The sequence below is a fragment of the Gordonia sp. SCSIO 19800 genome, from assembly GCF_018132775.1.
Taxonomy (GTDB): Bacteria; Actinomycetota; Actinomycetes; order Mycobacteriales; family Mycobacteriaceae; genus Gordonia; species Gordonia hongkongensis.
This window is the reverse complement of sequence record NZ_JAGRQM010000001.1, coordinates 146,156-170,251: the sequence shown is the minus strand read 5'-3', so window position 1 is coordinate 170,251 and position 24,096 is coordinate 146,156. Positions and strand designations below refer to the sequence as shown.

Below are 24,096 nucleotides of genomic sequence, written 5' to 3'. Positions count from 1 at the left end.
CCTTGACTGTGGACTACACGTACAGGGGGAGTGTCCTCCGAGTCATGCCGCCCGGCAACCGTTTCGGCGAGAGCGGGCCCAGAATTGTGACCATGTGCGGGAACTCGATGCCGTTGCCGCGCAGAATCATTGCGCATTGCTAACGAAAAAAGGGTTCAGGTCTCTTGCCGAGCGAGTCGCCAGATGCGGTCGCGTGACATCGGCGTCTCACCGGGCCGGCTCCCGAGTGCGCGACGGATGGCGTTCGCGAGCGCCGGCGCCACCGGGTTGTACGGTGACTCGCTCATCGATTTGGCGCCGAACGGGCCGAGTTCGTCGCTGGTCTCGGCGAAGTAGACCTCCGTGACGGGGATGTCGGCCATCTGCGGGACGCGGTACACCCGGAAGACGTTCGTGATCGGCCGTCCGCCGTCGTCGATCATGATCTCCTCATAGAGCGCGGTGCCGATGCCTTGCGCGACACCGCCTTCCACCTGACCGCGGCATTGCTCGGGGTTCATCACGGTGCCCGCGTCGGCCGCGTGGACCGATTGCAGGATGCGGACGGTGCCGGTCTCGGTGTCGACCGCGACGCGGAAGGCCTGCACGTTGAACGCGATGGATCGCATCTCCCCGCGTTCGGCGCCCGCGGCGACGGCGCGCGGTCCCGCGGGGTGCTCGACCCGGTTCGGCGGATCGACAGCGCCGATGAGATCGGCGAACCCGACGATCCGGCCGTCGACGAGCGCGCCCTCCGCGCCGAGTCCGACCTGTGCCGGGTTCGTTCCGGTGAGCCGCGCCGCGGCATCGACAAGGGCGTCACGCAATGCGAGACATGCTGAGTGCAGCGCCTTCCCGGCCACGGTCGTGCCCGCCGAGGCGAACGCCCCGGTGTCGTGCACGACGGCATCGGTGTCGCCGTGCCACAGCGAGACCCGGTCGAGTCCGGTCGACAGCGCGGTGGCGACGATCTGGGCGTGGACCGTGGTCGTGCCGTTGCCGAACTCGGCGGTGCCCACGCCCACGTGGTACGTGCCGGCGGCGTCGACCGCGACGGTGACGTCGGCGAAGTGCCCGCGGGGGGCCATGGTGGCGATCGCGGCGATGGCCATGCCCTCGCCGACGCGCCAGCGGTCCCCCGACGGTGCCTCGACCCCGTTGCCGGCGTGCAATGCACGCTCGGCCAGATCGAGACACTGGTCGAGTCCATAGCTGCCGTAGACCAGGTCGACCTCGGGTTCGGCGCGTGCGATGAGGAGGGGATCGCCGTCGGCGACGGCGTTGCGGCGTCGGAACTCGAACGGGTTGATGCCGAGTTCGATCGCGAGTTCGTCCATCGCGCTCTCCACGGCGAAGACCACCTGGCCGAGGCCGTAACCCCGGAACGCGCCGGACGGCGGGTTGTTGGTGTAGACGACCTCCGCGTCGAGGCGCTTCACCGGGCAGTTGTACACCGACACCGATTCCGCGCACGCGTGGAACATCACGCCGATCGCGTGGTTGCCGTAGGCGCCGGTGTCCGACAACAGGTTCACGCGCAGGCCGGTGAGCCTGCCGTCCGCGTCGGCTCCGACATCGACGGTGACCCGCATCGGGTGCCGGTACGTGGTCCGGGTCAGTTCGTCGGTGCGGCTCATCTCGTAGGCGCAGGGTTTGCCGGTGCGGAGTACGGCCAGGGCGACGAGGTCCTCGGTCAGCATCTCCTGCTTGCCGCCGAACCCACCGCCCACCCGGGCGCTGAAGACCCGGATACGCTCCGGCGGCAGATCGAAGAGGAGCGCGAGCTCGTTGCGGACCAGGAACGGGACCTGGGTGCTGGTCCGGATGACGAGGCGCCCGTGTTCGTCGAACCACCCGATCGACCCGTGGGTTTCCAACTGGGCGTGGGAGACCCGCCCGCTGGACCAGGTGCCGTGCACAGTCGCCGACGATGCGGCGAGTGCGGCCTCGACGTCGCCGCCGAACCCCTCGTGAAAGGTGGCGATGACGTTGCGATGGGCCTCGGCGACCCGGTCGGCGGGAGTGCGATCGGGGTGCAGCAGTGGGGCTCCGGGGCTTCTGGCCGCTTCCGGGTCGAAGACCGCGGGCAGAACTTCGTAGGTGACGTCGATGAGCGCCAGGGCCTGGTCGGCGACGGCCGGGGACGACGCGACCACCGCGGCGACCCGCTGACCGACGAATCGCACCACCGGGTCGAAGACGAGTGTGTCGTCGGGATCCTCGAGGCGGCTCTCGTGGCGTCCCGTGGAAAACCGCGGAGTGGAGACGTTTTCGTGGGTGAGGATCAGCTCGACGCCGGGTAGCGCGGCGGCGTCGGTGGTGTCGATGGCGGTGATCCGTGCGTGCGCGTGCGGCGAACCGAGTACGTGGATGTGCAACGTCCCGGGCGTGGGGACGTCGAAGGTGTACGGCTCGGTTCCGGTCACCACGCGCCGGGCGGCGAGCGGAGCGACCGACTCGCCCACGAATGGCCGTTGCGCGGGCTCCGCGGGCGCAGCGGGGGACGCGGTGCCCGTGGCGGCCGCGGTGATCGCGTCCCGGATGGAGCGGTAACCGGTGCAGCGGCAGAGGTTTCCCTTCATCCGCCGCGGCAGGTCGGGGAGATGCTCGGCGGTGACGGTGGAGGCGGTCACGATCATTCCGGCGGTGCAGAAACCGCACTGGAATCCGAAGTTGTCGACGAAGGACTGCTGGACGGGGTGCAGGTCGTCGGGGGTGCCGAGCCCGGCCACCGTCGTCACCGACTTCCCGGCGGCGCGGTGAGCGGGATAGATGCAGGAGTGCACGGGCTGTCCGTCGACGAGCACCGAACACGCCCCGCAGTCGCCGGCGTCGCAGCCCTTCTTGACCTCGTAGTGTGCGTGTTCGCGGAGCAGCATCCGAAGGCACTGTCCCGCAGCGGGTTCGGCGTCGAGCGACTCTCCGTTGACCTCGAATCTCATGCGCCGGCTCCGAATCCCATGTCCTTGATTCCGTTCGTCGCCGACGACAACTCCGTGCGGATCTCCTCGCCCAGCACCGCCGAGACGCCGCGGCGCCAGTCGGCCGAACCCAGCGCGTCGGTGTAATAGCCACTTGCCGAGACGATGTCGTCGTGCAGCGCGTCGCGGGTCGGTAACCCGGTGTAGCGCAGAACGGTCGGCCATTCGGTGGCCGCGGTGATCCCGAAGGTGGCGGCGCCGTCGTCGTCGACCCGGCCGGTCACCACGGCCCCCGAGCGACCGAGCTCGGCGAGGGCGATCTTGCGCACGGAGGTGCGGGCGCGTAACGCGTGGGCGGGGAAGTCGATGGCGCGCAGGACTTCTCCCGGTGCCAGGAGGTTGATGCCGTTGCCGATGACCAGCTCGACGACGGGTAGATCGCGGTCGGTGCCATCGGGACTCCACACGTGGGCGGTCGCGTCGAGCCCGACCGCCAGCGAGACCATCGACGCCGCCGCGTACGACCGGCAGATGTTGCCGCCGACGGTCGCCATGTTCCAGATCTTGAACGACGCCAGCAGTGCGTTCGCGCACTGCGCGAACATCGGGTGGGCCACGAAGCCGGGGCGCGGGGGGAGTGCGACGAGTTCGGCGATCGTGCAGGTGGCCGCGATCCGGAGACCACCTCCCGGCAGGTCTTCGACAGGTGCCCAACCCATCTCGCTCAGGTCGACTAGTCCCGTGGTCGCCGGCTGCGGCTCGGAGAACACCCAGGTGCCACCGGCGACGATCTGTTCGCCGGGGGCGGGGAACGCCTCATCCCGCGTGCGCGCGAACCGGTAGTGGGAGACGGCGGTGAGGTCCATCAGCGTGCCTTGTCGAGGAGGCGGGATGCGGCGGTGGGTGGCTCCCACCGTACGAGGCCGATGCGCCCGTCGGAGCGGATCGCGGAGATCGACGTCGAGAGAAGCACGGCGTCACGCTACGTGCATCCGGTGCGGTCCGCATCTCGTGGGCCGGCGACCCGGCCCACAGGTGACCGGGTCGTCAGACCGGGGTCTCGGTGCTGCGGCCGTGCGCGGGAATCGCGAAGGCGACCACGGCGGCGATCGCACTCATGACGAGGGCGATGGCCGACGCCCACAGGTAGCCCTCGGCGGTCGGCACCTCGATCGCGGTGCCGTCGGCGACGGGAACCGAGATCATCGACCACGTCAGCAGCATGCCGACCGCGGCGGCGGCCGTCGAGGTGCCGATGATCCGCATGAGGGCGTTGACGCCGTTGGACTCGCCGGTCTGCTCGACGCTGACCGACTGCATGATGAGGGCCGGCATCGCCGAGTAGGCGATGCCGAGACCGGCGCCGATGCAGCAGGCGATGACCATCATGTGGATCCAGGTGAGGTCCCACGGGCCGGCGATGCCGACGATGAAGATCACGTAGCCGATGCCGATGATGACCGCGCCCAGGGCGAGGGAGATGCGGGCGCCGAAGACGGCGTTGATGCGACCGCTGATGTGTGAGAACACGAACATGACCAGACCGCTGGGCGCGAGGATGAGACTCGCGTGCACCATGTCGTACCCGAAGCCGTCCGGGCTGTCCGTCGGGGCCATCAGCAACTGGATCGGGATGAGTTGCATCGCGTAGAAGGCGAAACCGGTCGCGATCGAGGCCAGATTCGTCAACAGCAGCGGGCGCTTGCCCAGGATACGGAGATCGATCAACGGACTGTCGCGACGGAGTTCGACGAGGACCCACACGCCCAGCGACACGAGGAAGCCGGCGAACAGGCCGAGCGTCAGCGGAGCGGACCATCCCCACTCGGCGCCCTTGGACAACGGCAGCAGCAGACAGACGAGGAGCACCGTCAGACCGAGGGCGCCGAGCGCGTCGAACCGGCCGCCGGAGGGCTTGGCGGTGGAGCGGACCGTGAGGGCCACGCCGACACCGGCCAGCGTCGCGGCACCCGCACACGACCAGAACAGGGCGTGCCAGCTCACGTGTTGGGCGATGAGGGCGGCGACGGGGAGCCCGAGCGCACCGCCGATGCCGAGTGAGGCGCTCATCGTTCCCAGCGACGAGCCGAGGTGGCGGGGCGGGACGATGTCGCGCATGACGCTGATGCCGAGCGCGACGATGCCGAAACCCAGCCCCTGGAGACCGCGGCCGATGATGAACAGCGGGAGCGACGTCGCGACCGCGCAGGCCACGGAACCCGCTGCGACGAAGCCGAGACTGACCAGGATGGCGAGGCGTTTGCCGTACATGTCGCCGATCCGCCCGCCGATGGGGGTGGCGACCGCGCCGAGCAGCAGCGTGATCGTGATCGCCCACGTGGTGTCGGAGGCATCGGCGTGCAGCAGCGCGGGGAGCTGAGGGATGAGCGGCACGATGATCGTCTGCATCAACGCGACGACGATGCCGGCGAGGCAGAGCACGGCCACCGCGAGCCGCGGGTGGGGCTTCTCGGCGGTGGGATCGGGGGGCGGGAGGTCCGGAGTGCTGTCCGTCGTTCCGTCGGCGTCGGTGCGGCTGGTCACGCCGTCATCCCGCTGGTTCCGCTCATCGATTGTGCACACCTCCGAACGACCAGGATATCCGGCGGGCCGCGGGTGCAGACGTTCGCACCCGGCGGGAAGCCTCGGCGTCCGGGCTACGCGAGGTCTGCCAGGCCGACGGGACGGGGCCAGCGCGGGGTGAGTCCGTCGCCCGACGAGACGCCGCGGATGCGGCGCACCACCCAGGGGCCGAGAAAGGTCCGCGCCCACTCCGCGTTCTGACGCCGCTGCTCCCGCCGGGTGGCGACCGCGGCGGCGGCCATCGTCTCGGGCGTGATGTGGTGGTCGACGCCGAGCAGGTCGAGGACCCGGCCGGCCATCTGTGCGTGACCGAGCGGCGACATGTGCAGGCGATCGGCGTCCCACATGCGGTAGTCGTCATAACCGGCCATCCGCCAGAAGTCGCAGATCAGTGCACCGTGCTTCTCGGCGACCGCCCGGACGAGTTCGTTGTAGATGGCGACCCGTCCACGCAGCATCCGGAACACCGGAGCCCATCCGGTGTCGTAGGCGGTGAAGACGACGACGGTGGCGCCCGTCGCGGTCAGGTCGCGCAGGGCCTCGTCGTACCGCGCGATCATCGCGTCGAGGTCGAGGGACGGGCGCATGAGATCGTTGCCGCCGGCGTAGATGGTGACCAGGTCGGGCTCCAGGGCGATCGCCGGACCGATCTGCTGGGCGAGCACCTCGTCGAGCAACCGGCCGCGGATGGCCAGGTTCGCATAGCCGAAGCCCGCGCCGCCCTCGGCGGGCGCCGCGACGGCGAGTTGTTCGGCGACACGGTCGGCCCACCCGCGTACCCCGTTGGGTCGGGCCGGGTCCGGATCGCCGACTCCCTCGGTGAACGAGTCGCCCAAGGCGACGTAACGGGTGAAGCCCACGGCAACGCCTTCCGGTCGGATCGGAGTGGTTCCGACGACGCTAATCCCGTGCGCCGTCGGCCGACAAAGCGAGCCCGTGACAGAGCGATCGGTCGGCATTCCGACGGAGCGATCGATCGGCATTCGCGAATTCTCGACGCCGCGGATCTCTCATTGTCGAATCCTGCTGGAGAGTATTTCTCAACACTGCGGCAATGAGTGCCACGTACATTGCGCGGCAATTGTTTTCGATCACCTCTCCGGAGGCGTCACAGTGCCGTGCAGCCGCCTTTCCGACGCGGTGGACGGCGTCGGGGAGCACGGTTTCCGAGGGGGTCGAAGGCGGTGTGAGGGGGTGGCCGAACGGCCGGTCTCGGTGAGTAGGATCACGACGTGAACTGCCCGTGGAAACGGGTCGGCGTCGTCGGGACATTCGCGTCGATCCGTGCCCGCCGGGAGTTTGTTCGCGCGATCTCCACCGCGATTGTGCGAGTCGCTGAGCACGCGCCGGACCGGCGCAGGCGTGAGAGAAAGAGAACACCACGATGTTCGACAAGGTTCTGGTCGCCAACCGCGGCGAGATCGCCATCCGCGCATTCCGCGCCGCCTACGAACTGGGTGCGCGCACGGTCGCGATCTTCCCGTACGAGGATCGCAACTCCGTGCACCGGCTGAAGGCCGACGAGTCCTACCAGATCGGGGTGCCGGGACATCCGGTGCGGGCCTACCTGTCGGTCGACGAGGTCGTCGGCGCGGCGGTCCGGTGTGGCGCCGATGCGATCTACCCCGGTTACGGATTCCTGTCGGAGAACCAGGGTCTCGCCGCCGCGTGCGCGGCGGCGGGCATCACCTTCGTGGGCCCGAGCGCCGACATCCTGGAGATGACCGGCAACAAGGCGACCGCGGTGGCCGCGGCGAAGGCGGCGGGGATCCCCGTGCTCGCGAGCTCGGAGCCGTCGTCGGATCTCGACGAGTTGCTCGCCGCGGCGGAGGACATGCAGTTCCCGGTCTTCGTCAAGGCGGTCGCGGGTGGCGGCGGGCGGGGGATGCGCCGCGTCGACGAGCGTGCCGACCTCGCCGAGGCCATCGCGGCCGCGTCGCGCGAGGCCGAGGCCGCGTTCGGCGACGCGACGGTGTTCCTGGAGCAGGCCGTGGTCAACCCGCGGCACATCGAGGTGCAGATCCTCGCGGACACCTACGGCAACGTCATCCACCTCTACGAGCGCGACTGCAGCCTGCAGCGCCGCCACCAGAAGGTGATCGAGCTCGCGCCCGCACCGAACCTCTCCGACGAGTTGCGCGAGCAGATCTGCTCGGACGCAGTGGCTTTCGCGCGATCGATCGGCTACTCGTGCGCGGGCACGGTGGAGTTCCTGCTCGACGAACAGGGTCGCCACGTGTTCATCGAGATGAACCCGCGTATCCAGGTCGAGCACACGGTGACCGAGGAGATCACCGACGTCGACCTCGTCAGCGCGCAGCTGCGCATCGCATCGGGGGAGTCGCTGGCGGATCTCGGACTGACCCAGGACACGATCCGCATCCGCGGTGCCGCGCTGCAGTGCCGGATCACCACCGAGGACCCCGCCAACGGCTTCCGGCCCGATGTCGGGCGCATCACCGCCTACCGTAGCCCCGGCGGTGCCGGCGTCCGGCTCGACGGCGGTGCGAACCTCGGCGCCGAGGTGAGTGGCCACTTCGACTCGATGCTCGTCAAACTGACTTGTCGCGGACGGGATTTCCCGACCGCGGTGCGGCGTGCGCGCCGCGCCGTGGCCGAGTTCCGAATCCGTGGCGTCGCGACCAACATCCCGTTCCTGCAGGCGGTGCTCGACGATCCGGATTTCCGCGCCGGGCGCGTCACGACCTCGTTCATCGACGAGCGTCCCGGTCTGCTGACCTCGCGTTCGTCAGCCGACCGCGGTACCAAGATCCTGTCGTACCTGGCCGACGTCACCGTGAACAAGCCGCACGGTGAGCGGCCCACCACGGTGTACCCGCGCGACAAGCTGCCCACCGTCGAGCGGTCGGTGCTCGCCTCGCCGCCGAACGGCTCGCGGCAGCGTCTGCTGGAGCTCGGACCCGAGGGGTTCGCGCGCGACCTGCGCGAGAACCCGCGGCTGGGCATCACCGACACGACGTTCCGCGATGCGCACCAATCGCTGCTCGCGACTCGCGTGCGCACCAACGGGCTGCTCAACGTGGCGCCGTACGTGGCCGCGCTGACCCCCGAACTGCTGTCCGTCGAGTGCTGGGGCGGGGCGACCTACGATGTGGCGCTTCGCTTCCTGAAGGAAGACCCGTGGGATCGGCTGGCGCAGTTGCGGGAGGCGATCCCCAACATCTGTCTGCAGATGCTGTTGCGCGGCGCCAACACGGTCGGTTACACGCCGTATCCCACCAAGGTGACGACCGCGTTCGTGTCCGAGGCGACCGACGTCGGCATCGACATCTTCCGGATCTTCGACGCGCTCAACAACATCGACGCGATGCGACCCGCGATCGACGCGGTCCGCGAGACCGGTACGGCGGTGGCCGAGGTGGCGATGAGCTACACCGGCGATCTGTCCGACCCGGGCGAGGACCTCTACACGCTCGACTACTACTTGCGGCTGGCCGAACAGATCGTGGAGGCGGGCGCGCACGTCCTGGCGATCAAGGACATGGCGGGTCTGCTGCGCGCTCCCGCGGCGACCACCCTGGTGTCGGCGCTGCGGCGTGAGTTCGATCTGCCGATCCACGTGCACACCCACGACACCCCGGGCGGACAGCTGGCGACCTACATGGCCGCGTGGCAGGCGGGGGCCGACGCGGTCGACGGCGCCAGTGCCGCGCTGGCGGGCACCACGAGCCAGCCGCCGCTGTCGGCGATCGTCGCCGCGACCGCCCACACCGAGCGGGACAGCGGCATCGACCTCGCGCGGGTGTGTGACCTCGAGCCGTACTGGGAGGCGCTGCGAAAGGTGTACTCGCCGTTCGAGTCCGGTCTCCCGGCGCCGACCGGGCGGGTCTACTCGCACGAGATCCCGGGCGGGCAGCTGTCGAACCTGCGGCAGCAGGCCATCTCCCTCGGGCTGGGCAACCGGTTCGAGGCCGTCGAGCAGGCGTACGCCGCCGCTGATTCGATGCTCGGCCGACTGGTCAAGGTGACCCCGTCGTCGAAGGTCGTCGGCGACCTCGCGCTCGCGCTGGTCGGCCGCGGCATCACCGCCTCGGACTTCGCGGCCGACCCGGCGTCCTACGACATCCCGGACTCGGTGATCGGCTTCCTGCGCGGCGAGCTGGGCGACCCCCCCGGTGGCTGGCCCGAACCGCTGCGCACCCTCGCGCTGCAGGGTCGCGCGCCGGCCCCCGAGGTCACCCCACTGTCCGCCGACGACGAGGCCATCCTCGACAAGCCGGGTCGTGACCGTCAGGTCCGGCTCAACCACCTGCTCTTCCCCGGTCCGGCAAAGGAATTCGAGGAGCACTACGAGGCCTACGGTGACACGTCGAGGCTCTCGGCCAACCAGTTCTTCTACGGACTGCGCTACGGCGAGGAACACCGCGTCGAACTCGAACCCGGTGTCGATCTGCTCATCGGGCTGGAGGCGGTCAGCGAACCGGACGAGCAGGGCATGCGGACCGTCATGTGCGTCCTGAACGGTCAGCTGCGCCCGATCGCGGTGCGCGACCACTCCGTCGACTCGGCTGTCGCGTCGGCGGAGAAGGCGGACCGCTCCAACCCGCACCACATCGGTGCCCCGTTCGCGGGCGTCGTGTCGCTGTCGGTCGACGTCGGCGACGAGGTCGCCGCCGGCGCGACGATCGGCACCATCGAGGCGATGAAGATGGAGGCGGCGATCACCGCCCCGGTCGCGGGCACCGTGACCCGACTCGCCATCGGACAGGTGACGCAGGTCGCGCCGGGGGATCTGTTGATCGAGATCCGCTGAGCAGATCGGCGGCGGGGCGCCTGGCCCCGCCGCCGGTTCAGCTACCCCGGTACGTCGAGTAGGCGAAGGGGCTCAACAGGATCGGTACGTGGTGATGTCGCCCGGGATCGTCGATCTCGAAACAGACGTCGATCTCGGGATAGAAACCCTTGATGTCGTTGTCGGCGAACCAGTTACCGGTGTCGAAGACGAGATGGTAGATCCCGGGGACGAGCGCCTCGGTGTTCACTGCGGTGATGCGACCGTCCGAATCAGTGCTGCCGCTGGACAATTCGGTCCCCGACGCATCCTGGAGGGACACCTCGAGGCCGACGGCGGGTGAACCCGACACCGCGTCGAGGACGTGCGTGGACAGACCGGTCATCTCGAAATCCCTTCGTCGGCGGCGTGCTCGGTCGACAGCATACGGAGCAGGCGGGCGCGGTTGATCTTCGCCAGTTCCGCACGCAGTACCCGGCGTTCGGTGGAGGCGTCGTTGGTCATCCGCGTCCGGAGGATGGCGAGCAGCTCGTCGGCGGGCCGCCCGTTCGCGAAGACCAGGTAGACGTGCCCGAACCGCGCCTCGTAGGCGACATTAGCGTCTCTCAGCTCGGCGAGCACCGAGGCCGACGAGCCCGCCACCCCGGACTGTTCGCGCGCCGACGAGGCGTTGTCGGGCCGGTCGCCGATCCGCGGATGCCCGGCGAGCGCCTCGTCGAGGTCGTCCTCGCTGATCTCGGCCAGTGCTCGATCGGCGGCATCGGGCACAGCGGGTACATCGCCGAAGGGCCGCGCGAGCATCATGCGCTCGACCCAGGCCGTCGATGCGCAACAGCTGCGCAGCGCTGCACGGGCTTCGTCGTCGTCCATCTCGTTGAGCCGCATGATGACCAGCCTAGGAGGCGTGGTCGCTGACGGCGCGTGGAAGATGGGGCGATGGACGACGTCACCGGGACAGCGCCCCCGGACGACCCCGCGGGACGGGTGCTCGGTGTGGTACTCGCCGCCGGAGCCGGGACCAGGTACGGGATGCCGAAGATCCTCGCGCACGACGGCCGGTGGCTCGAGCGGGCGGTCGCGGCGTTGCGCGACGGCGGTTGCTCCGAGGTGACGGTCGCCATGGGCGCCGCGGTCGTCGAACCACCGGCCGGTGCCGAGACGCTGATCGTCGAGGACTGGGCCGACGGCGTCGGCGCCACGGTGGCGGCGGCCCTGCGGTGGGCGATGGCACGACCGGACGCGGCGGGGCTGACGGTGCACGTGGTCGACACCCCGGCCACGGGCGCCGACGTCGTAGCCCGCGTCCTGGGCGCGGCATCGGGTGACCGCGCACTTCTCGCGCGAGCGGTCTTCGACGGCAGTCCGGGGCACCCGGTGTACATCGGTGCCGACCATTTCGGACCGGCTCTGCGTGTGGTCGATGGTGACGTGGGTGCTCAGGTGTATCTCCGGTCCCGGGCGGTGACCCGCGTCGAGTGCGGGGATCTGGCGCCCGGCGTGGACACCGACGAGCGGCCCTGACCGGGGATCAGCGTGCCCATTTCGAGACCTTCTCGTCGCCGTTCCGGTGCACGGTGATCCCACGTGGGACGACGTCCATGTCTAGGGTGCAGACATAGCCGGGTAACGGAGCGCTATTCGTCGAAGCGGGTGATCACCGTGGCGCACGATCGTCGTCGACGCCTCACCGCGATTCTCGCCGCGCTCGTCGTGGGAGCCGGCCTCGCGGCATGCGCCACCGGGCCCGACGGACCGGAGCGGACACCGCCGGCCCACGCCGCGCAGGACGCGCATCTGCCGCCCGGATTCGACACCACCTTCCGCTGGACCGCGACCGGTGTCCTCGATCCACAGTCCGCCGAGGGCACCTTCGTCCGAGCCTTCACCGAGTCCTTCGAACTCGCCAACGCCGGACGGTCGGCGCGGTGGGGCTACCCCGGTTTCGCCGACGCCGCGCCGTCGAACATCGACCAGATGGTGACGGCGTACCCCCCGATCCAGTCGACCTCGGGCCGCGAGGTCGGCACCGCCTTCTATCAGGGGTTGCGCCGCGTCGACGACAACGGCTGGGCGCGAATCGTGATGTGCCGTCACGGGTATCGGTCGGTGCAGCAGAACGGCGAGTGGACCGTCGGGTACGACACCCCGCGGCCGGTGGAGATCGACATCCGCCGCGTGGGAACCGATCCCGCGGCCGCACCACGCGGGGGCGAGCGGACCCCCGGCGCCGACGTGTTCGGCGGCTGGTACACCTCCCGCTACGACTTCGCGGCCCTGTATCCGACGCCGACCCCGGATCAGAAAGCGTGCGCCGCAATGACTCCGGACGGTATGCCGCATTGGCTGCCGATGGCCGACACCGAGCCGTGGCCGGCCCAGCAGCCGGTACCGGGGTGGTCGAGCTATCCGGGCGCGGCCTGACTCCGCACCGCTGGGGCAGCGACTACTGGTCGGGCAGTCCGCCGAGCAGATCGTCGAGGTGCGCCGGCAGGTTCCGGACCCGTACCCCGGTGGCGTTGTAGATCGCGTTGACCACCGCGGCGGCACTGCCGACGATCCCGATCTCGCCCGCACCGCGCGAACCCATCGGGGTGGCGTGCTCGTCGCGGTCGTCGAGGCAGATCGCGTCGACGTCGGCGATGTCGGCGTGCACGGGGATGTGGTACTCGGCGAGATCCTGCGTGACCACGTGTCCGAACCGGTGATCGCGGACGCTCTCCTCATGCAACGCCATCGAGATACCGAAGGTCATGCCGCCGATGAGTTGCGAACGGACGGTGCGCGGGTTGATGGCGCGGCCGATGGAGAACACCCCGAGCATGCGCGGGATGCGGATCTCCCCGGTGTCGATGTCGACGCCGACCTCGACGAAGTGCGCGCCGAACGAGGCCACGGTGAACTTCTCGAGATCGGGGTTGTCCGCCGCCTCCGCGCTGAGTTCGGCGTCCGGAGGCGGATCGTCGCCGAAACGTGCACGGAACTGATGCGCGGCGGTGACGATGGCCGATCCCCAGGACGAGGTGCCCGACGAACCGCCGGCGACGGTCGCGCTGGGCAGCGCGCTGTCGCCGATCTCGATGTCGACGACGTCGGTGGGTACGTCGAGCGCGTCGGCGGCGATGATCTTCAGGGTCGTCCACGCACCGGTGCCGATGTCGGTGGCGGCGATCCGGACCGTGTACCGGCCGTCGCGATGGGTGATTGACGCCGCGTTGCCCGGCTGCACCATGTGGGGATAGGTCGACGACGCGACCCCCAGGCCGACCAGCTGCCGACCGTTCCGGCGGGCCGCCGGCTCGGCCACACGCCGCTCCCAGCCGAATCGTCGGGCTCCCTCGCGGAAACAGTCGAGCAGCCGCCGCGACGACCACGGGTTGCCCGTCTCGGGGTCCTCGGGCGGTTCGTTGCGCACTCGCAACTCGATCGGATCGAGGTCGAGGGCATGTGCAAGTTCGTCCATGGCGACCTCGCCGGCGAACATCCCCGGAGCCTCGCCGGGCGCACGCATCCAGAACGGGACCGGGACATCGAGGGGGACGACGTGGTGATCGGTCCGCCGATGGTCGGCCGAGTACATCGATCGTGAGGTGACCGCGGCCTGCTCGGCGAACTCCCCGGCGTGTGCGCTGTGGGTGAATGCCTCGTGCACCATCGCGGTGATGTGGCCGTCCCGATCGGCGGCCAGCCGCAGACGGGATCGGGTGGGCGCGCGGTGTCCGACGTAGACGAACATGTGCTGCCGGGTCACCGCGAACTTCACCGGACGACCGGGCAGGCGCATGGCCGCCATGGCCGCGAGCACGTCGTGCGAGTGCGGCGAGCCCTTCGACCCGAATCCACCGCCGACGTGCGGCGCCATCACCCTCATCTGCTCGGGTTCGAGACCCAGCACCGGCGCCAGCGAGGACACCACGCCCTGGGTCGACTGGGTCGAGTCGTAGAGCGTGAGGACAGCGGCATCCGCATCCCAGGTGGCCACCACGGTGTGCGGCTCCATCGGGTTGTTGTGCTCCTCCGGGGTGGAGTACCACTGGTCGACCGTGACCGTGTCCCCGCCGGTGGTACTGGCCGCTTCGTCCAGGATTCGATCGGGGTCGCCGTCCTGTGAGGTGGGCTCGAACCCGCCGTTGACCTGTTCGGGCCGGTAGCTGTCGGGGTGATCGACGCGGAACTCGGTGTCGTGGGCGTCCTCGTCGTAGGTGACGGTCACCGCCGAGGCGGCTTCGCGTGCCGTCTCGGGACTCTCCGCGACGACGGCGCCGATCAGCTGCCCGCGGTAGGCGATTTCGGGCGACTGCAGGATCGTGAGGTCGCCGCTGGAGGTGTCGGCCAGTTCCGGTGCATTCTCGGGTGTGAGTACGTACAGCACACCGGGCGTCGATTCGGCTGCGGCCGTGTCGAATCCGGTGATGCGTCCGCGCGCGATGGTCGCGGTGATCGGCCACAGGTACGCGGCCTCGGTGAGGTGCTCGTAGGCATACGGCGCGGTGCCGCGCACCTTGTCGGCGCCGTCGATGCGGGCGTGGGAGGTACCGATCGCGGTCATCGAGTGCTCAGCTCCCGCAGGGTGGCGATCAGGGTGCGGCGGGCGAGGGGCACCTTGAACTCGTTGCCCTCGAGTGCACGGGCCTCGCCGAGTTCGGCATCGGCTGCCGCGGCGAACAATTCGGTCGACGGTCGCTGACCACGCAGCACCTCTTCGGCCCGCGCGGCCCGCCAGGGCTTGTGCGCGACACCGCCGAACGCGATCCGCGTTTCGCCGATGGCGTCACCGTCCATGCTCACCTCGGCCCCGACGGACACGAGCGCGAAGGCGTACGACGCACGGTCGCGCACCTTGCGGTAGGTCGACGACGAGTCCGGCAGGGGCGGTGGCACGTCGATGGCCACGATGACATCGTGCGGCTCGAGCACCGTGTCGCGCTCGGGATGCTCACCCGGGAGCCGGTAGAAGTCACCGATGTCCACCACGCGCTCGCCGTCGGGGCCTTGCACGACGATGCGCGCGTCGAGGGCGGTGAGGGCCACCGCCATGTCGGAGGGGTGGGTCGCGACGCAGGTCTCGGATGCACCCAGGATGGCGTGATACCGCGTGTATCCGCCGACGGCCGAGCAGCCCGAGCCCGGCGTCCGCTTGTTGCACGGGGTCGTGACGTCCTGGAAGTAGACGCATCTGGTGCGCTGCAACAGGTTTCCCGCATTGGTCGCGAGGTTGCGCAACTGCGCCGAGGCGCCCGAGAGCAGGGCGCGGGCCAGGACGGGGTAGCGGCGCCGGACGAGGGGATGGGCGGCGGTGTCGGCGTTGCGGGCGGTGGCGCCGAGCCGGAGCGAGCCGTCGGGGCGTTCGGTGATGTCGTCGAGCGGCAGGCGTGAGATGTCGAGCAGCGCCGGCGGGTCGGCGACGCCCAGCTTCATGTGGTCGACCAGGTTGGTGCCGCCGGCGATCAGCTTCGCGCCGTCGTGATCCCGCAGGAAGTCCACGGCGGTGGGGACGTCGGTCGCGCGCTCGTAGGTGAACGGGATCATCGATCGGCCGCCTGTCGGATCGCCGCGAGGATGTTCGGGTACGCCGCGCATCGGCAGAGGTTGCCGCTCATCCGTTCCCGGATCTCGTCGTCGGCCAGCGGACTCGCGTCGCCGCTCGACGACGGGTCGAGGTCCTCGGTGACGTGGCTGGGATACCCCTGTTTCGCCTCGTCGAGCATCCCGATGGCCGAGCACAACTGGCCGGGGGTGCAGTAGCCGCACTGGAAGGCGTCCTCGTCGATGAACGCCTGCTGCATGTCGTGTAGCTCGTCACCGTCGCCCAGGCCCTCGGCGGTGACGATGTCGCTGCCTTCGTAGGAGACGGCGAAGGACAGGCAACTGACGATGCGCCTGCCGTCGACCAGCACGGTGCACGAACCGCACTGGCCGTGATCGCATCCCTTCTTGGGCGAGAAGATGCCCAGCCGGTCACGCAGACCGTCGAGCAGTGTTGTTCGCGTGTCCACGACGACGTCGTGTTCGGCACCGTTCACGGTCAAGGAGACTTTGGCTTCCACGTCGCGAGGCATACCCGTCCGTAGAGGCGGTAAACACCCGCCGAGAACCGCGAAATGTCTGGAACAATCGGTCGAATGGCCCCCTCGAGACCCAGAGTTGTTGTGATCGGTGCCGGATTCGCGGGTATGCACTGCGCCCGCAGGCTCAAGAACGAGCCGGTCGACGTCACCATCGTCGACCGCGGGACCAGCCATCTGTTCCAGCCGCTGCTGTACCAGTGCGCCACCGGTCTGTTGTCCGAGGGCGCGATCTCCAGCCCGGTTCGGCATCTGACCCGTCGGCACAAGAACCTCGACGTCGTCCTCGGCGAGGCGTCGGCCATCGACGTCGAGGGTCACGAGCTGACGGTCGACCGCATCGACGGGTCGTCGTTCCGTCTCGGCTACGACTACCTCGTGGTCGGCGCCGGCATGCGCACCGCCTACCGCGGCAACGAGACGTTCGCGGAGTTCGCGCCCGGGATGAAGACGCTCGATGACGCGCTGTCGATCCGCCGCAAGATCATGGCCGCGTTCGAGATGGCCGAGACGATCACCGACCCGGAGGAGCAGCGGTCGTGGCTCACCTTCGCGGTGGCGGGCGGCGGCCCGACCGGCGTCGAGCTCGCCGGACAGATCCGGGAGGTCGCGACCCTGGCGCTCGAGCGCGAGTTCGACGCGATCGATCCGGCGCAGGCGCGGGTGCTGCTGCTCCACGGCGGCGACCGCGTGCTGCCGTCGTTCTCGACGCGGCTCTCGGCCAGCGCCCAGCGCACGCTCGACAACCTCGGCGTCGAGACCCACCTCGGCGTGCACGTCACCGGGGTCGGAGAGGACCACGTCGAGACGACCCGCAAGGCCGACGGGACCAAGAACGTCTACCCGGCGCGCACGACGCTGTGGACGACGGGCGTCGAGGCCGTCCCCTTCGCCACCACACTCGCCCGGTCGCTGGGTGTCGAACAGGACCACGGCGGGCGGATACCGGTCGAGGACGATCTCTCGGTCCCGGGCCATCCCGACATCTTCGTCTGCGGCGACATGAGTTCCTACCGAGACCTGCCCGGGGTCGCCGAGGTGGCGATGCAGGGCGGCCGGCACGCCGGGGCGGTGATCGCGGAAACCGTTGCAGGGCAACAGGAAAGAAGTCCGTTCAGATACCGCGATCTGGGTACCGCGGCCTACATCGCCCGCCGCCACGCGATCGTCCAGTCCGGCCCGCTCCAGCTGTCGGGGTTCCTCGGCTGGGTGGCCTGGGGCGTCATCCACATCGCCTTCCTGGCGGGTGTCCGCAACCGGATGGGGACCGTCATGACGTGGGGCGCAACGCTGCTCACCGACACTCGGCGGGAGCGCGCCATCACCTACGGCAGCCCGGAGACGGCGAGGCAGCCCTACGGGCAGTGAGCGGGTAGATTCGGCCCGCTCGCTTGTCCGTGACCGGCTCGCCTGGTATCCAGAGTAGAACACGTTCTAATTCTGGTCGTTCTTCCGACGGGCGAGGAGTCCTCCATGCACACCCCGATCTGCGACGAGCTCGGTATCGAGTTTCCGATCTTCGCGTTCACCCACTGCCGGGACGTGGTGGTCGCGGTGAGCAAGGCGGGCGGTTTCGGAGTGCTCGGCGCGGTCGGCTTCACCCCCGAAGAGCTCGAGATCGAGCTCAACTGGATCGACGAGCACATCGGCGACCGTCCCTACGGCGTCGACATCGTCATCCCGAACAAGTACGAGGGCATGGACTCGAACATGTCGGGCGAGGAACTCACCAAGATGTTGCAGTCGATGGTGCCGGCGGAGACCCTCGACTTCGGGCGCAAGCTCCTGCGTGACCACGGCGTGCCGCTCAACGAGGACAGTGACAACTCGCTGCAGCTTCTCGGTTGGACCGAAGCCACTGCCACGCCGCAGGTCGAGATCGCGCTCCAGCACCCCAAGGTCACCCTGATCGCGAATGCCCTCGGGACGCCGCCCGCCGACATGATCGAGAAGATCCAGTCCGCCGGCCGCAAGGTCGCCGCGCTGTGCGGGTCGCCGAAGCAGGCCCGCAAGCACGCCGATGCGGGTGTCGACATCATCATCGCCCAGGGTGGCGAGGGTGGCGGGCACTGCGGTGAGGTCGGCTCCATCGTGCTGTGGCCGCAGGTCGTCAAAGAGGTTGCGCCGGTGCCGGTTCTGGCCGCCGGCGGCATCGGCAGCGGAGAACAGATCGCGGCCGCGCTGGCCCTGGGTGCGCAGGGAGCCTGGACCGGCTCGCAGTGGCTCATGGTCGAAGAGGCCGAGAACACCCCGGTCCAGCAGCAGACCTACATCGACGCCTCCAGCCGGGACACCGTGCGGAGCCGATCGTTCACCGGCAAGCCGTGCCGCATGCTGCGCAACGACTGGACCGAGGCCTGGGAGGATCCGAAGAATCCCGATCCGCTGGGGATGCCGTTGCAGTACATGGTCTCCGGGATGGCGGTGGCCGCGACGCACAAGTACCCCGACGAGAGCATCGACGTCGCCTTCAACCCGGTCGGGCAGGTGGTCGGGCAGTTCCGCAAGGTCGAGAAGACCTCCGCGGTGATCGAACGGTGGGTCACCGAGTACATCGACGCCACGAGCAGTCTGGACTCGTTCGCGAACGCGAACGCCTAGTCGGGGCTAATTCGCGCGGCCTCGTTTCCGTCCCGCTGATTGGATTCAATCAGCGGGACGGAAACGGCGACGCGGGAGCCGGGGAGTGGCCGGCGCCGTCCTCGGCGATCGTCGCGAGAGGGAGCGTCACCTGGACGGTGGTTCCCGACGGTTCGTTCGGCAGGTACCGGATCGTCCCGCCGTGGCGTTCGACGATGTGCTCGGAGATGATCAGCCCGATTCCCGAACCGTCCTGCTTGGACGAGAACGCCCCGGACGCGAGGCGGTCCGCCGGTACGCCGCCGGTCATGCCGCGTCCCTGATCGCGGATCCACACCGAGGCCAGTCCGTCGGCTTCACCGGTCTGGATCGTCAGTTCCTTCACCTCGGTTGTCGGACGGACGATCTCGTCGAGTGCATTGACGCACAGGTTGATGATGACCTGTCCGATGAGCACGTTCTCGCCCTGGATCGGCAGGTCGCGGTCGGGGATCTCGGCGTACACGCGCACGCCCTGCTCGGCCGCGCGTAGTCGCACGAAATACAGGCTCTCCTCGACGGTCTCGTTGAGATCCATGAGCGTCGAGGTGCTCTCGATGCGTCGTACGTAGCGGCGGACCGATGCCACGATGTCGGCGGCGCGGCGGAGTTGCTTCTCGATCTGGTCGATGCCGTAGGCGAGGCTGCGGGCGTCGACGGTCTCGGCGGAGACGCGGGCCTTGAGTCCGCTCAGGTAGTTCGTCGACGCCGCGAGCGGCTGCCCGAGCTCGTGGGCCAGGATCATCGCCATGTCACCCATCGCGTGGTAACGGCTCAGATATTGGAGGTTGGCCTCCTGGTAGGCGTTGCGGCGTTCCCATTCGACGCGGTCGGTCACGTCGCGCACGGTCAGGACCCGCGAGGAGATGCCGTCGTGGGCGACGATCTCGAGTTCGCCGGCCAGCCACACGGTGCTGCCGTCGTCCTTGATGATCTCCTGTTGGATCTCGACCGAGCCCGCTCCGTCCGTCAGCCGTTCGACGACGGGGTCACTGGTCAGCCGGGGCTCACACCGGCCGAGGTCTTCCAGATGGACGCCCGACAGCTCCGCGGGGGTGCGGCCGAACAGCTTGGCGGCCAGTGGGGAGATGTCGTCGATGCAGTTGTCGTCGTCGAGCACGACGATCCCGGCCGACGTGTGGGTCATGATGCGCTGCAACGACTCCGACACCCAGGTCAGTTCTTCCTGCAACTCGACCTCGTCGGAGATGTTGCGGAACTCGACCATCACGACCGGCCCGTCCTCGCAGCGCACCAGGGTCGCGCGGGCATCGGTGAGGAACTCGGTGCCGTCCTTGGCGCGGTACTTCCACTGTTTGCGGCTCGACCCGTGCACCACCGCGGACTGGAGCCATGCCACGCCGACCTCGCGGCGGTACTGACGCTCCTGGGCGCTCATGTGGTGTGCCTTGAGGGGCTTGAGTTCCTCCAGGGTGAACCCGAAGATCCGGCACGCGGCCGGGTTGGCCCACAGGATGTTCTTCGAACTCGCCTCGTGGATGAGGATGCCGGTGCCGGTGTGCAGGATCATCTGCTCGAAGTCCCGACGGGCGGGGAACATCGCCATCACCTCACCTTCGCCGAGTTCTCGTCTTCGCCCCCGCCACGATGCCATGCGGGTGAGGACACGCAAGTAAGGAATTGCTTACCCGCGGCGCGGGAAATCCCGATACCGCGTCGGGTCCCGCGTCCATAGTGTCGGACTCGAGATCGAGAGTCGATTCCGAACGGAGACAGTGATGACCGCGGAGAGCCTGACCGAACGGGTGTGTGCGGAACCGGCGGGGGCGGCGCGCGACGCCGCGTTCGACCACGCGCTCGACGTGCTCCGGGATCGTCGGGACGAGTTCAACTCGCAGCGCTACGTTCCCGCCGACTTCATCGCGTTGCTGAAGCGTGCCGGCATGTACCGGGCCTCGACGCCGGCGGCGTTCGGTGGCGAGCCGATGGCACCGTCGGATTTCATGTCGCTGGTCGAACGCATCTCCGCCGTCGACCCCGCCACCGGGTGGGTGTCCAGTTTCGGATCGTCGCTGGTCTACTTCGCCGCGCTGCCGGCCGAGACCCAGCAGAAGATCTACGCGCACGGTCCCGATGTCGCCTACGCGGGCGGGCTGTTCCCCATGCAGGAGGCACAGCGGGTCGACGGCGGCTACCTGTGCTCGGGGGTCTGGCAGTTCGCCAGCGGATGTCGCGGCGCCGACCTCCTCGGGATCGGTCTGGCCGGCGGACCCGAGACCGGCGGCAAACCGCTGACCGCGCTGGTCGATCCGGCCGAGGTCGAGATCGTCGACAACTGGGATGTCGCCGGGATGAAGGCGACCGGCTCCCATGCCATCCGCGCCGACCGCGTGTTCGTGCCCGAGGAGATGACCTTCGTGCGCGGCGGCGCTCCGCAGATCGACGAACCCCTGACCCGGTACCCCGCGCTGGCCTACGCCGCGCAGGTGCTGGCGGTGGTGACCCTAGGCGCGGCCCGGGGCGCCCTCGACTACGCGATCGAGGTCGGCGCGGCGCGGACCTCGATCACCGGAGGTGCCAGCAAGGGCAACCGGCCGGCGTACAAGAGCGGCCTGGCGGTCGCCGAGGCCGAATTGCGTTCGGCGCGAGCGTTCTTCTACGACAGCACCGACCGGGTGTGGGCCAAGGCCGTCGCGGGACAGCACATCTCGACCGACGATCAGGCCCTGTTGCGGTTGAGTGCCACCCACGCCGCGCACGTCGGGCGCAGCGTCGTGCTGCAGGTGTTCGACCTCGCCGGCACCGGGGCCATCTACGAGACCCATCCGCTGCAGCGGTTCCTGCAGGACGCGTTGGTGCCCGCGCAGCACGCGATGCTGCAGACCAACACCTACGAGGCCGCCGGTGCACTGCTTCTCGGCCTCGAGGCCGGAATCCCCAGCTTTCCCTGACCCACCCGTCATCCAGCCCAGACGTCACGACCGCGAGGAGACCATCACCCATGTTCGACGAACCGTTGCGCACGCTGTTCTGTGTCGGGAACAATCAGAACTTCTTCGACCTGCCCAAGGCCGACATCGGTCCGGTGTGGGAGGCCACGATGGAGTTCCTCACGAGTCTGAAGAACCTCGACGGTGTCGAGATCATCGGGACCTTCGACGACGACGCCCACATGGTCGGCCCGTCCGACGGCTGGCCGTGGACGTTCTACGTCCTCGCCGACGTGCGCGACCAGCCGACCGTCCGGGCGGCCTGCAACCTGTTGCGCACCATCATGGTCGGTGAACATGCGCTCTGGAAGTACTTCAAGGTCGAGGCGCGGATGGGACGAGCCCTCACCATCCGCGACGACGTCCCCTCATGAGCACCGCCTCCTGATCTCTCGCGCACCGACAGCCCCTCTCCGCGCCCCGGCGCGGTCGACACACGAAGGAACATCGATGACCACCATCGAGCGGCCGACCCGCGGCTTCGCGGACCTCGCCGAGAAGGACCGCGTCGCCGGTCAGCTGTACACCGATCCCGAGATCTTCGCCGAGGAGATGCGCAAGATCTTCTACCGCACCTGGGTGTGGGTCGCGCACGAGAGCGAGGTCCCCGAGGCGGGCTCGTTCAAGACCACCCAGGTCGGGGATCAACCGGTCATCGTGACACGGGATCGCAAGGGCAACTTCAACACCCTGCTCAACCGGTGCCGGCATCGCGGGGCGACGGTGTGCGACCAGCGCAGCGGCAAGGCCAACGGCTTCACCTGCCCGTACCACAACTGGTCGTACACCCTCGACGGTCGACTGCGCGGCATCCCGTACCCGGACGGTTACGAGGGCGTCGTCGAGAAGAACGACTTCCCCCTGCAGAAGCTGCGCACCGAGAGCTATCTCGGCATGATCTTCGCGACGTTCAACACCGAGATCGAACCGCTCGAAGACCACCTGGGTGATGCGAAGATCTGGATGGAGCGATTCCTGAAGCAGTCCAACGGATTCCCCACCAAGGTCCTCGGCAGTCACAAGTTCCGGTTCAAGGGCAACTGGAAGATCCAGCTCGAGAACACCACCGACGGTTACCACTTCCCGATGGTGCACAAGTCGTGGATGGCCTCTGTCGACGCCGAGACCGCGAACATGATGTCGTTCATGGACGATCCGGCCGCCGAGACGCACGCGCTCGGCAACGGTCACAGCGTCGCGATCATGGCGGCCGCGCACGCGGACCTCGACATCGACGACGGTTCCGAGGAGGTGCAGCCGCGGTTCCAGCATCTCGTCGACGAACTCGCCGAGGCGGGGGAGAGTCCCGAACGCATCCGTCGCTACATGCGCTCGATGCACGGCTGCGGGTTCAACCTCAACATGTTCCCGAACATCGCCATGTCGTCGTCGTTCTTCCGGGTCCTCATCCCGATCAGCGTGGACGTGACCGAGGTGTGGCACATGGCGATCGGCATGGACGGCGGGCCGGAGAGCATCAACCGCGAGCGCTTGCGGATCCACGAGCACTTCCAGGGCCCCTTCGGCTTCGGCAGCCCCGACGACGCCGAGGGATGGGATCGCGTCCAGATCGGCGCCGGTGGCAACCCGAACATGCCGATCCTGGTCAACCGCGGGGAGAACCGCGAGTACACGACCGAAGAGGGTTGGCCCACATCGCATGTCACCGACGAGACGGGGATGCGTGAGTCCTACGCCATGTGGAAGAAGATGATGAGCGATGACTGAATTGCACAGTTTCAACGACCCGCGCGTCCTGCGCGCGATCGCGCTCGTGTGGAAGGAAGCCGAACTCCTCGACGCCAAGGACTACCCGGCGTGGGAGGCCCTCTACACCGATGACGCGCACTACGTCATCCCGATCGATCCCGACACCGACGATTTCGACTCGTCGCTGAACATGGTGTACGACGACCAGCGGATGCGGCGCCTGCGCGTCGAACGGATGATGCAGGGTTACGCACCGTCGGCGGTCGCCGCTGCCCGCACGGTCCGGGTCATCTCGCGGTTCACCGTGTCGGACGTCAGCGACGACACCGTCATCCTGCGGTCCGCGCAGATCCTCAACGCGTTCAAGCGCGATGCCTTCTCGACGATCGGCGCCGAGCTCACCCACACCATCAGCCTCGGTTCCGACGGTAACGACCGGATCAGTCTGAAGGTGGCCCGTCTCATCGACAGCGAGGACGCGGTCAGCGCCTCCGGTTACCTGGTGTGAGGACGGACCT

At 68.7% G+C, this 24,096-nt stretch carries 19 protein-coding genes; 9 read left to right on the top strand and 10 right to left on the bottom strand.

Annotated elements, in window-relative coordinates:
• Positions 1-155: 155 nt before the first annotated feature.
• From KB201_RS00760 to KB201_RS00745, 4 genes are all read right to left on the bottom strand, one after another.
• The gene (locus tag KB201_RS00760) at positions 156-2,921 is read right to left on the bottom strand and encodes a molybdopterin cofactor-binding domain-containing protein (protein WP_078112052.1); all 2,766 of its coding nucleotides are present in this window, start codon (positions 2,919-2,921) and stop codon (positions 156-158) included.
• Positions 2,918-3,766 carry an FAD binding domain-containing protein gene (locus KB201_RS00755; RefSeq protein ID WP_078112051.1) on the bottom strand — a complete coding sequence of 283 codons (849 nt, stop codon included), beginning with the start codon at positions 3,764-3,766 and terminating at the stop codon, positions 2,918-2,920. The genes KB201_RS00760 and KB201_RS00755 overlap by 4 nt, the downstream gene beginning before the upstream one ends.
• Positions 3,767-3,947: 181 nt before the next feature.
• Positions 3,948-5,444, bottom strand: coding sequence for an MFS transporter (locus KB201_RS00750; protein ID WP_078112050.1), 1,497 nt, complete (start codon positions 5,442-5,444; stop codon positions 3,948-3,950).
• A 113-nt stretch (positions 5,445-5,557) separates the two neighbouring features.
• A complete protein-coding gene (locus tag KB201_RS00745; RefSeq protein WP_078112201.1) occupies positions 5,558-6,343 on the bottom strand; it encodes an SGNH/GDSL hydrolase family protein in 786 nt (261 codons plus the stop codon).
• Positions 6,344-6,867: 524 nt separating this feature from the next.
• Between KB201_RS00745 and KB201_RS00740 the strand changes: the two genes are divergently transcribed.
• Entirely contained in the window at positions 6,868-10,257 is a 3,390-nt protein-coding gene (locus KB201_RS00740) for a pyruvate carboxylase (protein WP_078112049.1), read from the top strand.
• 37 nt (positions 10,258-10,294) lie between these two features.
• Here the strand turns inward: KB201_RS00740 and uraH are convergent, their stop codons facing one another.
• Positions 10,295-10,621, bottom strand: a complete 327-nt coding sequence (uraH, locus tag KB201_RS00735) for a hydroxyisourate hydrolase (RefSeq protein ID WP_055475092.1) — start codon at positions 10,619-10,621, stop codon at positions 10,295-10,297.
• The gene (gene uraD / locus KB201_RS00730) at positions 10,618-11,121 is read right to left on the bottom strand and encodes a 2-oxo-4-hydroxy-4-carboxy-5-ureidoimidazoline decarboxylase (RefSeq protein ID WP_078112048.1); all 504 of its coding nucleotides are present in this window, start codon (positions 11,119-11,121) and stop codon (positions 10,618-10,620) included. The genes uraH and uraD overlap by 4 nt, the downstream gene beginning before the upstream one ends.
• A 51-nt stretch (positions 11,122-11,172) precedes the next feature.
• Between uraD and KB201_RS00725 the strand changes: the two genes are divergently transcribed.
• Positions 11,173-11,757: an NTP transferase domain-containing protein gene (locus tag KB201_RS00725; protein ID WP_078112047.1), complete on the top strand. Its 585-nt coding sequence runs from the start codon at positions 11,173-11,175 to the stop codon at positions 11,755-11,757.
• Between the two features lie 129 nt (positions 11,758-11,886).
• The gene (locus tag KB201_RS00720; protein WP_078112046.1) at positions 11,887-12,657 is read left to right on the top strand and encodes a hypothetical protein; all 771 of its coding nucleotides are present in this window, start codon (positions 11,887-11,889) and stop codon (positions 12,655-12,657) included.
• A 22-nt stretch (positions 12,658-12,679) separates the two neighbouring features.
• Here the strand turns inward: KB201_RS00720 and KB201_RS00715 are convergent, their stop codons facing one another.
• From KB201_RS00715 to KB201_RS00705, 3 genes are read right to left on the bottom strand one after another with little or no spacing between them, the layout of a single operon-like run.
• Positions 12,680-14,782, bottom strand: coding sequence for a xanthine dehydrogenase family protein molybdopterin-binding subunit (locus KB201_RS00715; protein WP_211538145.1), 2,103 nt, complete (start codon positions 14,780-14,782; stop codon positions 12,680-12,682).
• Positions 14,779-15,762, bottom strand: coding sequence for a xanthine dehydrogenase family protein subunit M (locus KB201_RS00710; RefSeq protein WP_078112044.1), 984 nt, complete (start codon positions 15,760-15,762; stop codon positions 14,779-14,781). Before KB201_RS00710 ends, KB201_RS00715 begins: the two co-directional genes overlap by 4 nt.
• On the bottom strand, positions 15,759-16,280 hold the full coding sequence (locus KB201_RS00705; protein ID WP_055475121.1) for a 2Fe-2S iron-sulfur cluster-binding protein: 522 nt from the start codon (positions 16,278-16,280) through the stop codon (positions 15,759-15,761). The genes KB201_RS00710 and KB201_RS00705 overlap by 4 nt, the downstream gene beginning before the upstream one ends.
• Before the next feature lie 75 nt (positions 16,281-16,355).
• Here KB201_RS00705 and KB201_RS00700 point away from each other — a divergent pair, with 75 nt between their 5' ends.
• Positions 16,356-17,666, top strand: coding sequence for an NAD(P)/FAD-dependent oxidoreductase (locus KB201_RS00700; RefSeq protein WP_055475086.1), 1,311 nt, complete (start codon positions 16,356-16,358; stop codon positions 17,664-17,666).
• 105 nt (positions 17,667-17,771) lie between these two features.
• Positions 17,772-18,899 carry a nitronate monooxygenase gene (locus tag KB201_RS00695; protein ID WP_055475085.1) on the top strand — a complete coding sequence of 376 codons (1,128 nt, stop codon included), beginning with the start codon at positions 17,772-17,774 and terminating at the stop codon, positions 18,897-18,899.
• A 49-nt stretch (positions 18,900-18,948) separates the two neighbouring features.
• Here the strand turns inward: KB201_RS00695 and KB201_RS00690 are convergent, their stop codons facing one another.
• Complete coding sequence (locus KB201_RS00690; RefSeq protein WP_091344278.1) at positions 18,949-20,478, bottom strand: PAS domain S-box protein; 1,530 nt, start codon at positions 20,476-20,478, stop codon at positions 18,949-18,951.
• 178 nt (positions 20,479-20,656) lie between these two features.
• Between KB201_RS00690 and KB201_RS00685 the strand changes: the two genes are divergently transcribed.
• From KB201_RS00685 to KB201_RS00670, 4 genes are all read left to right on the top strand, one after another.
• Positions 20,657-21,829, top strand: a complete 1,173-nt coding sequence (locus KB201_RS00685; protein WP_065632763.1) for an acyl-CoA dehydrogenase family protein — start codon at positions 20,657-20,659, stop codon at positions 21,827-21,829.
• A gap of 50 nt (positions 21,830-21,879) precedes the next feature.
• Positions 21,880-22,242, top strand: coding sequence for a hypothetical protein (locus KB201_RS00680; protein ID WP_058250620.1), 363 nt, complete (start codon positions 21,880-21,882; stop codon positions 22,240-22,242).
• A gap of 76 nt (positions 22,243-22,318) precedes the next feature.
• Positions 22,319-23,596, top strand: coding sequence for a Rieske 2Fe-2S domain-containing protein (locus tag KB201_RS00675; protein ID WP_055475082.1), 1,278 nt, complete (start codon positions 22,319-22,321; stop codon positions 23,594-23,596).
• The gene (locus tag KB201_RS00670) at positions 23,589-24,086 is read left to right on the top strand and encodes an aromatic-ring-hydroxylating dioxygenase subunit beta (RefSeq protein ID WP_055475081.1); all 498 of its coding nucleotides are present in this window, start codon (positions 23,589-23,591) and stop codon (positions 24,084-24,086) included. The genes KB201_RS00675 and KB201_RS00670 overlap by 8 nt, the downstream gene beginning before the upstream one ends.
• Positions 24,087-24,096 lie beyond the last annotated feature (10 nt).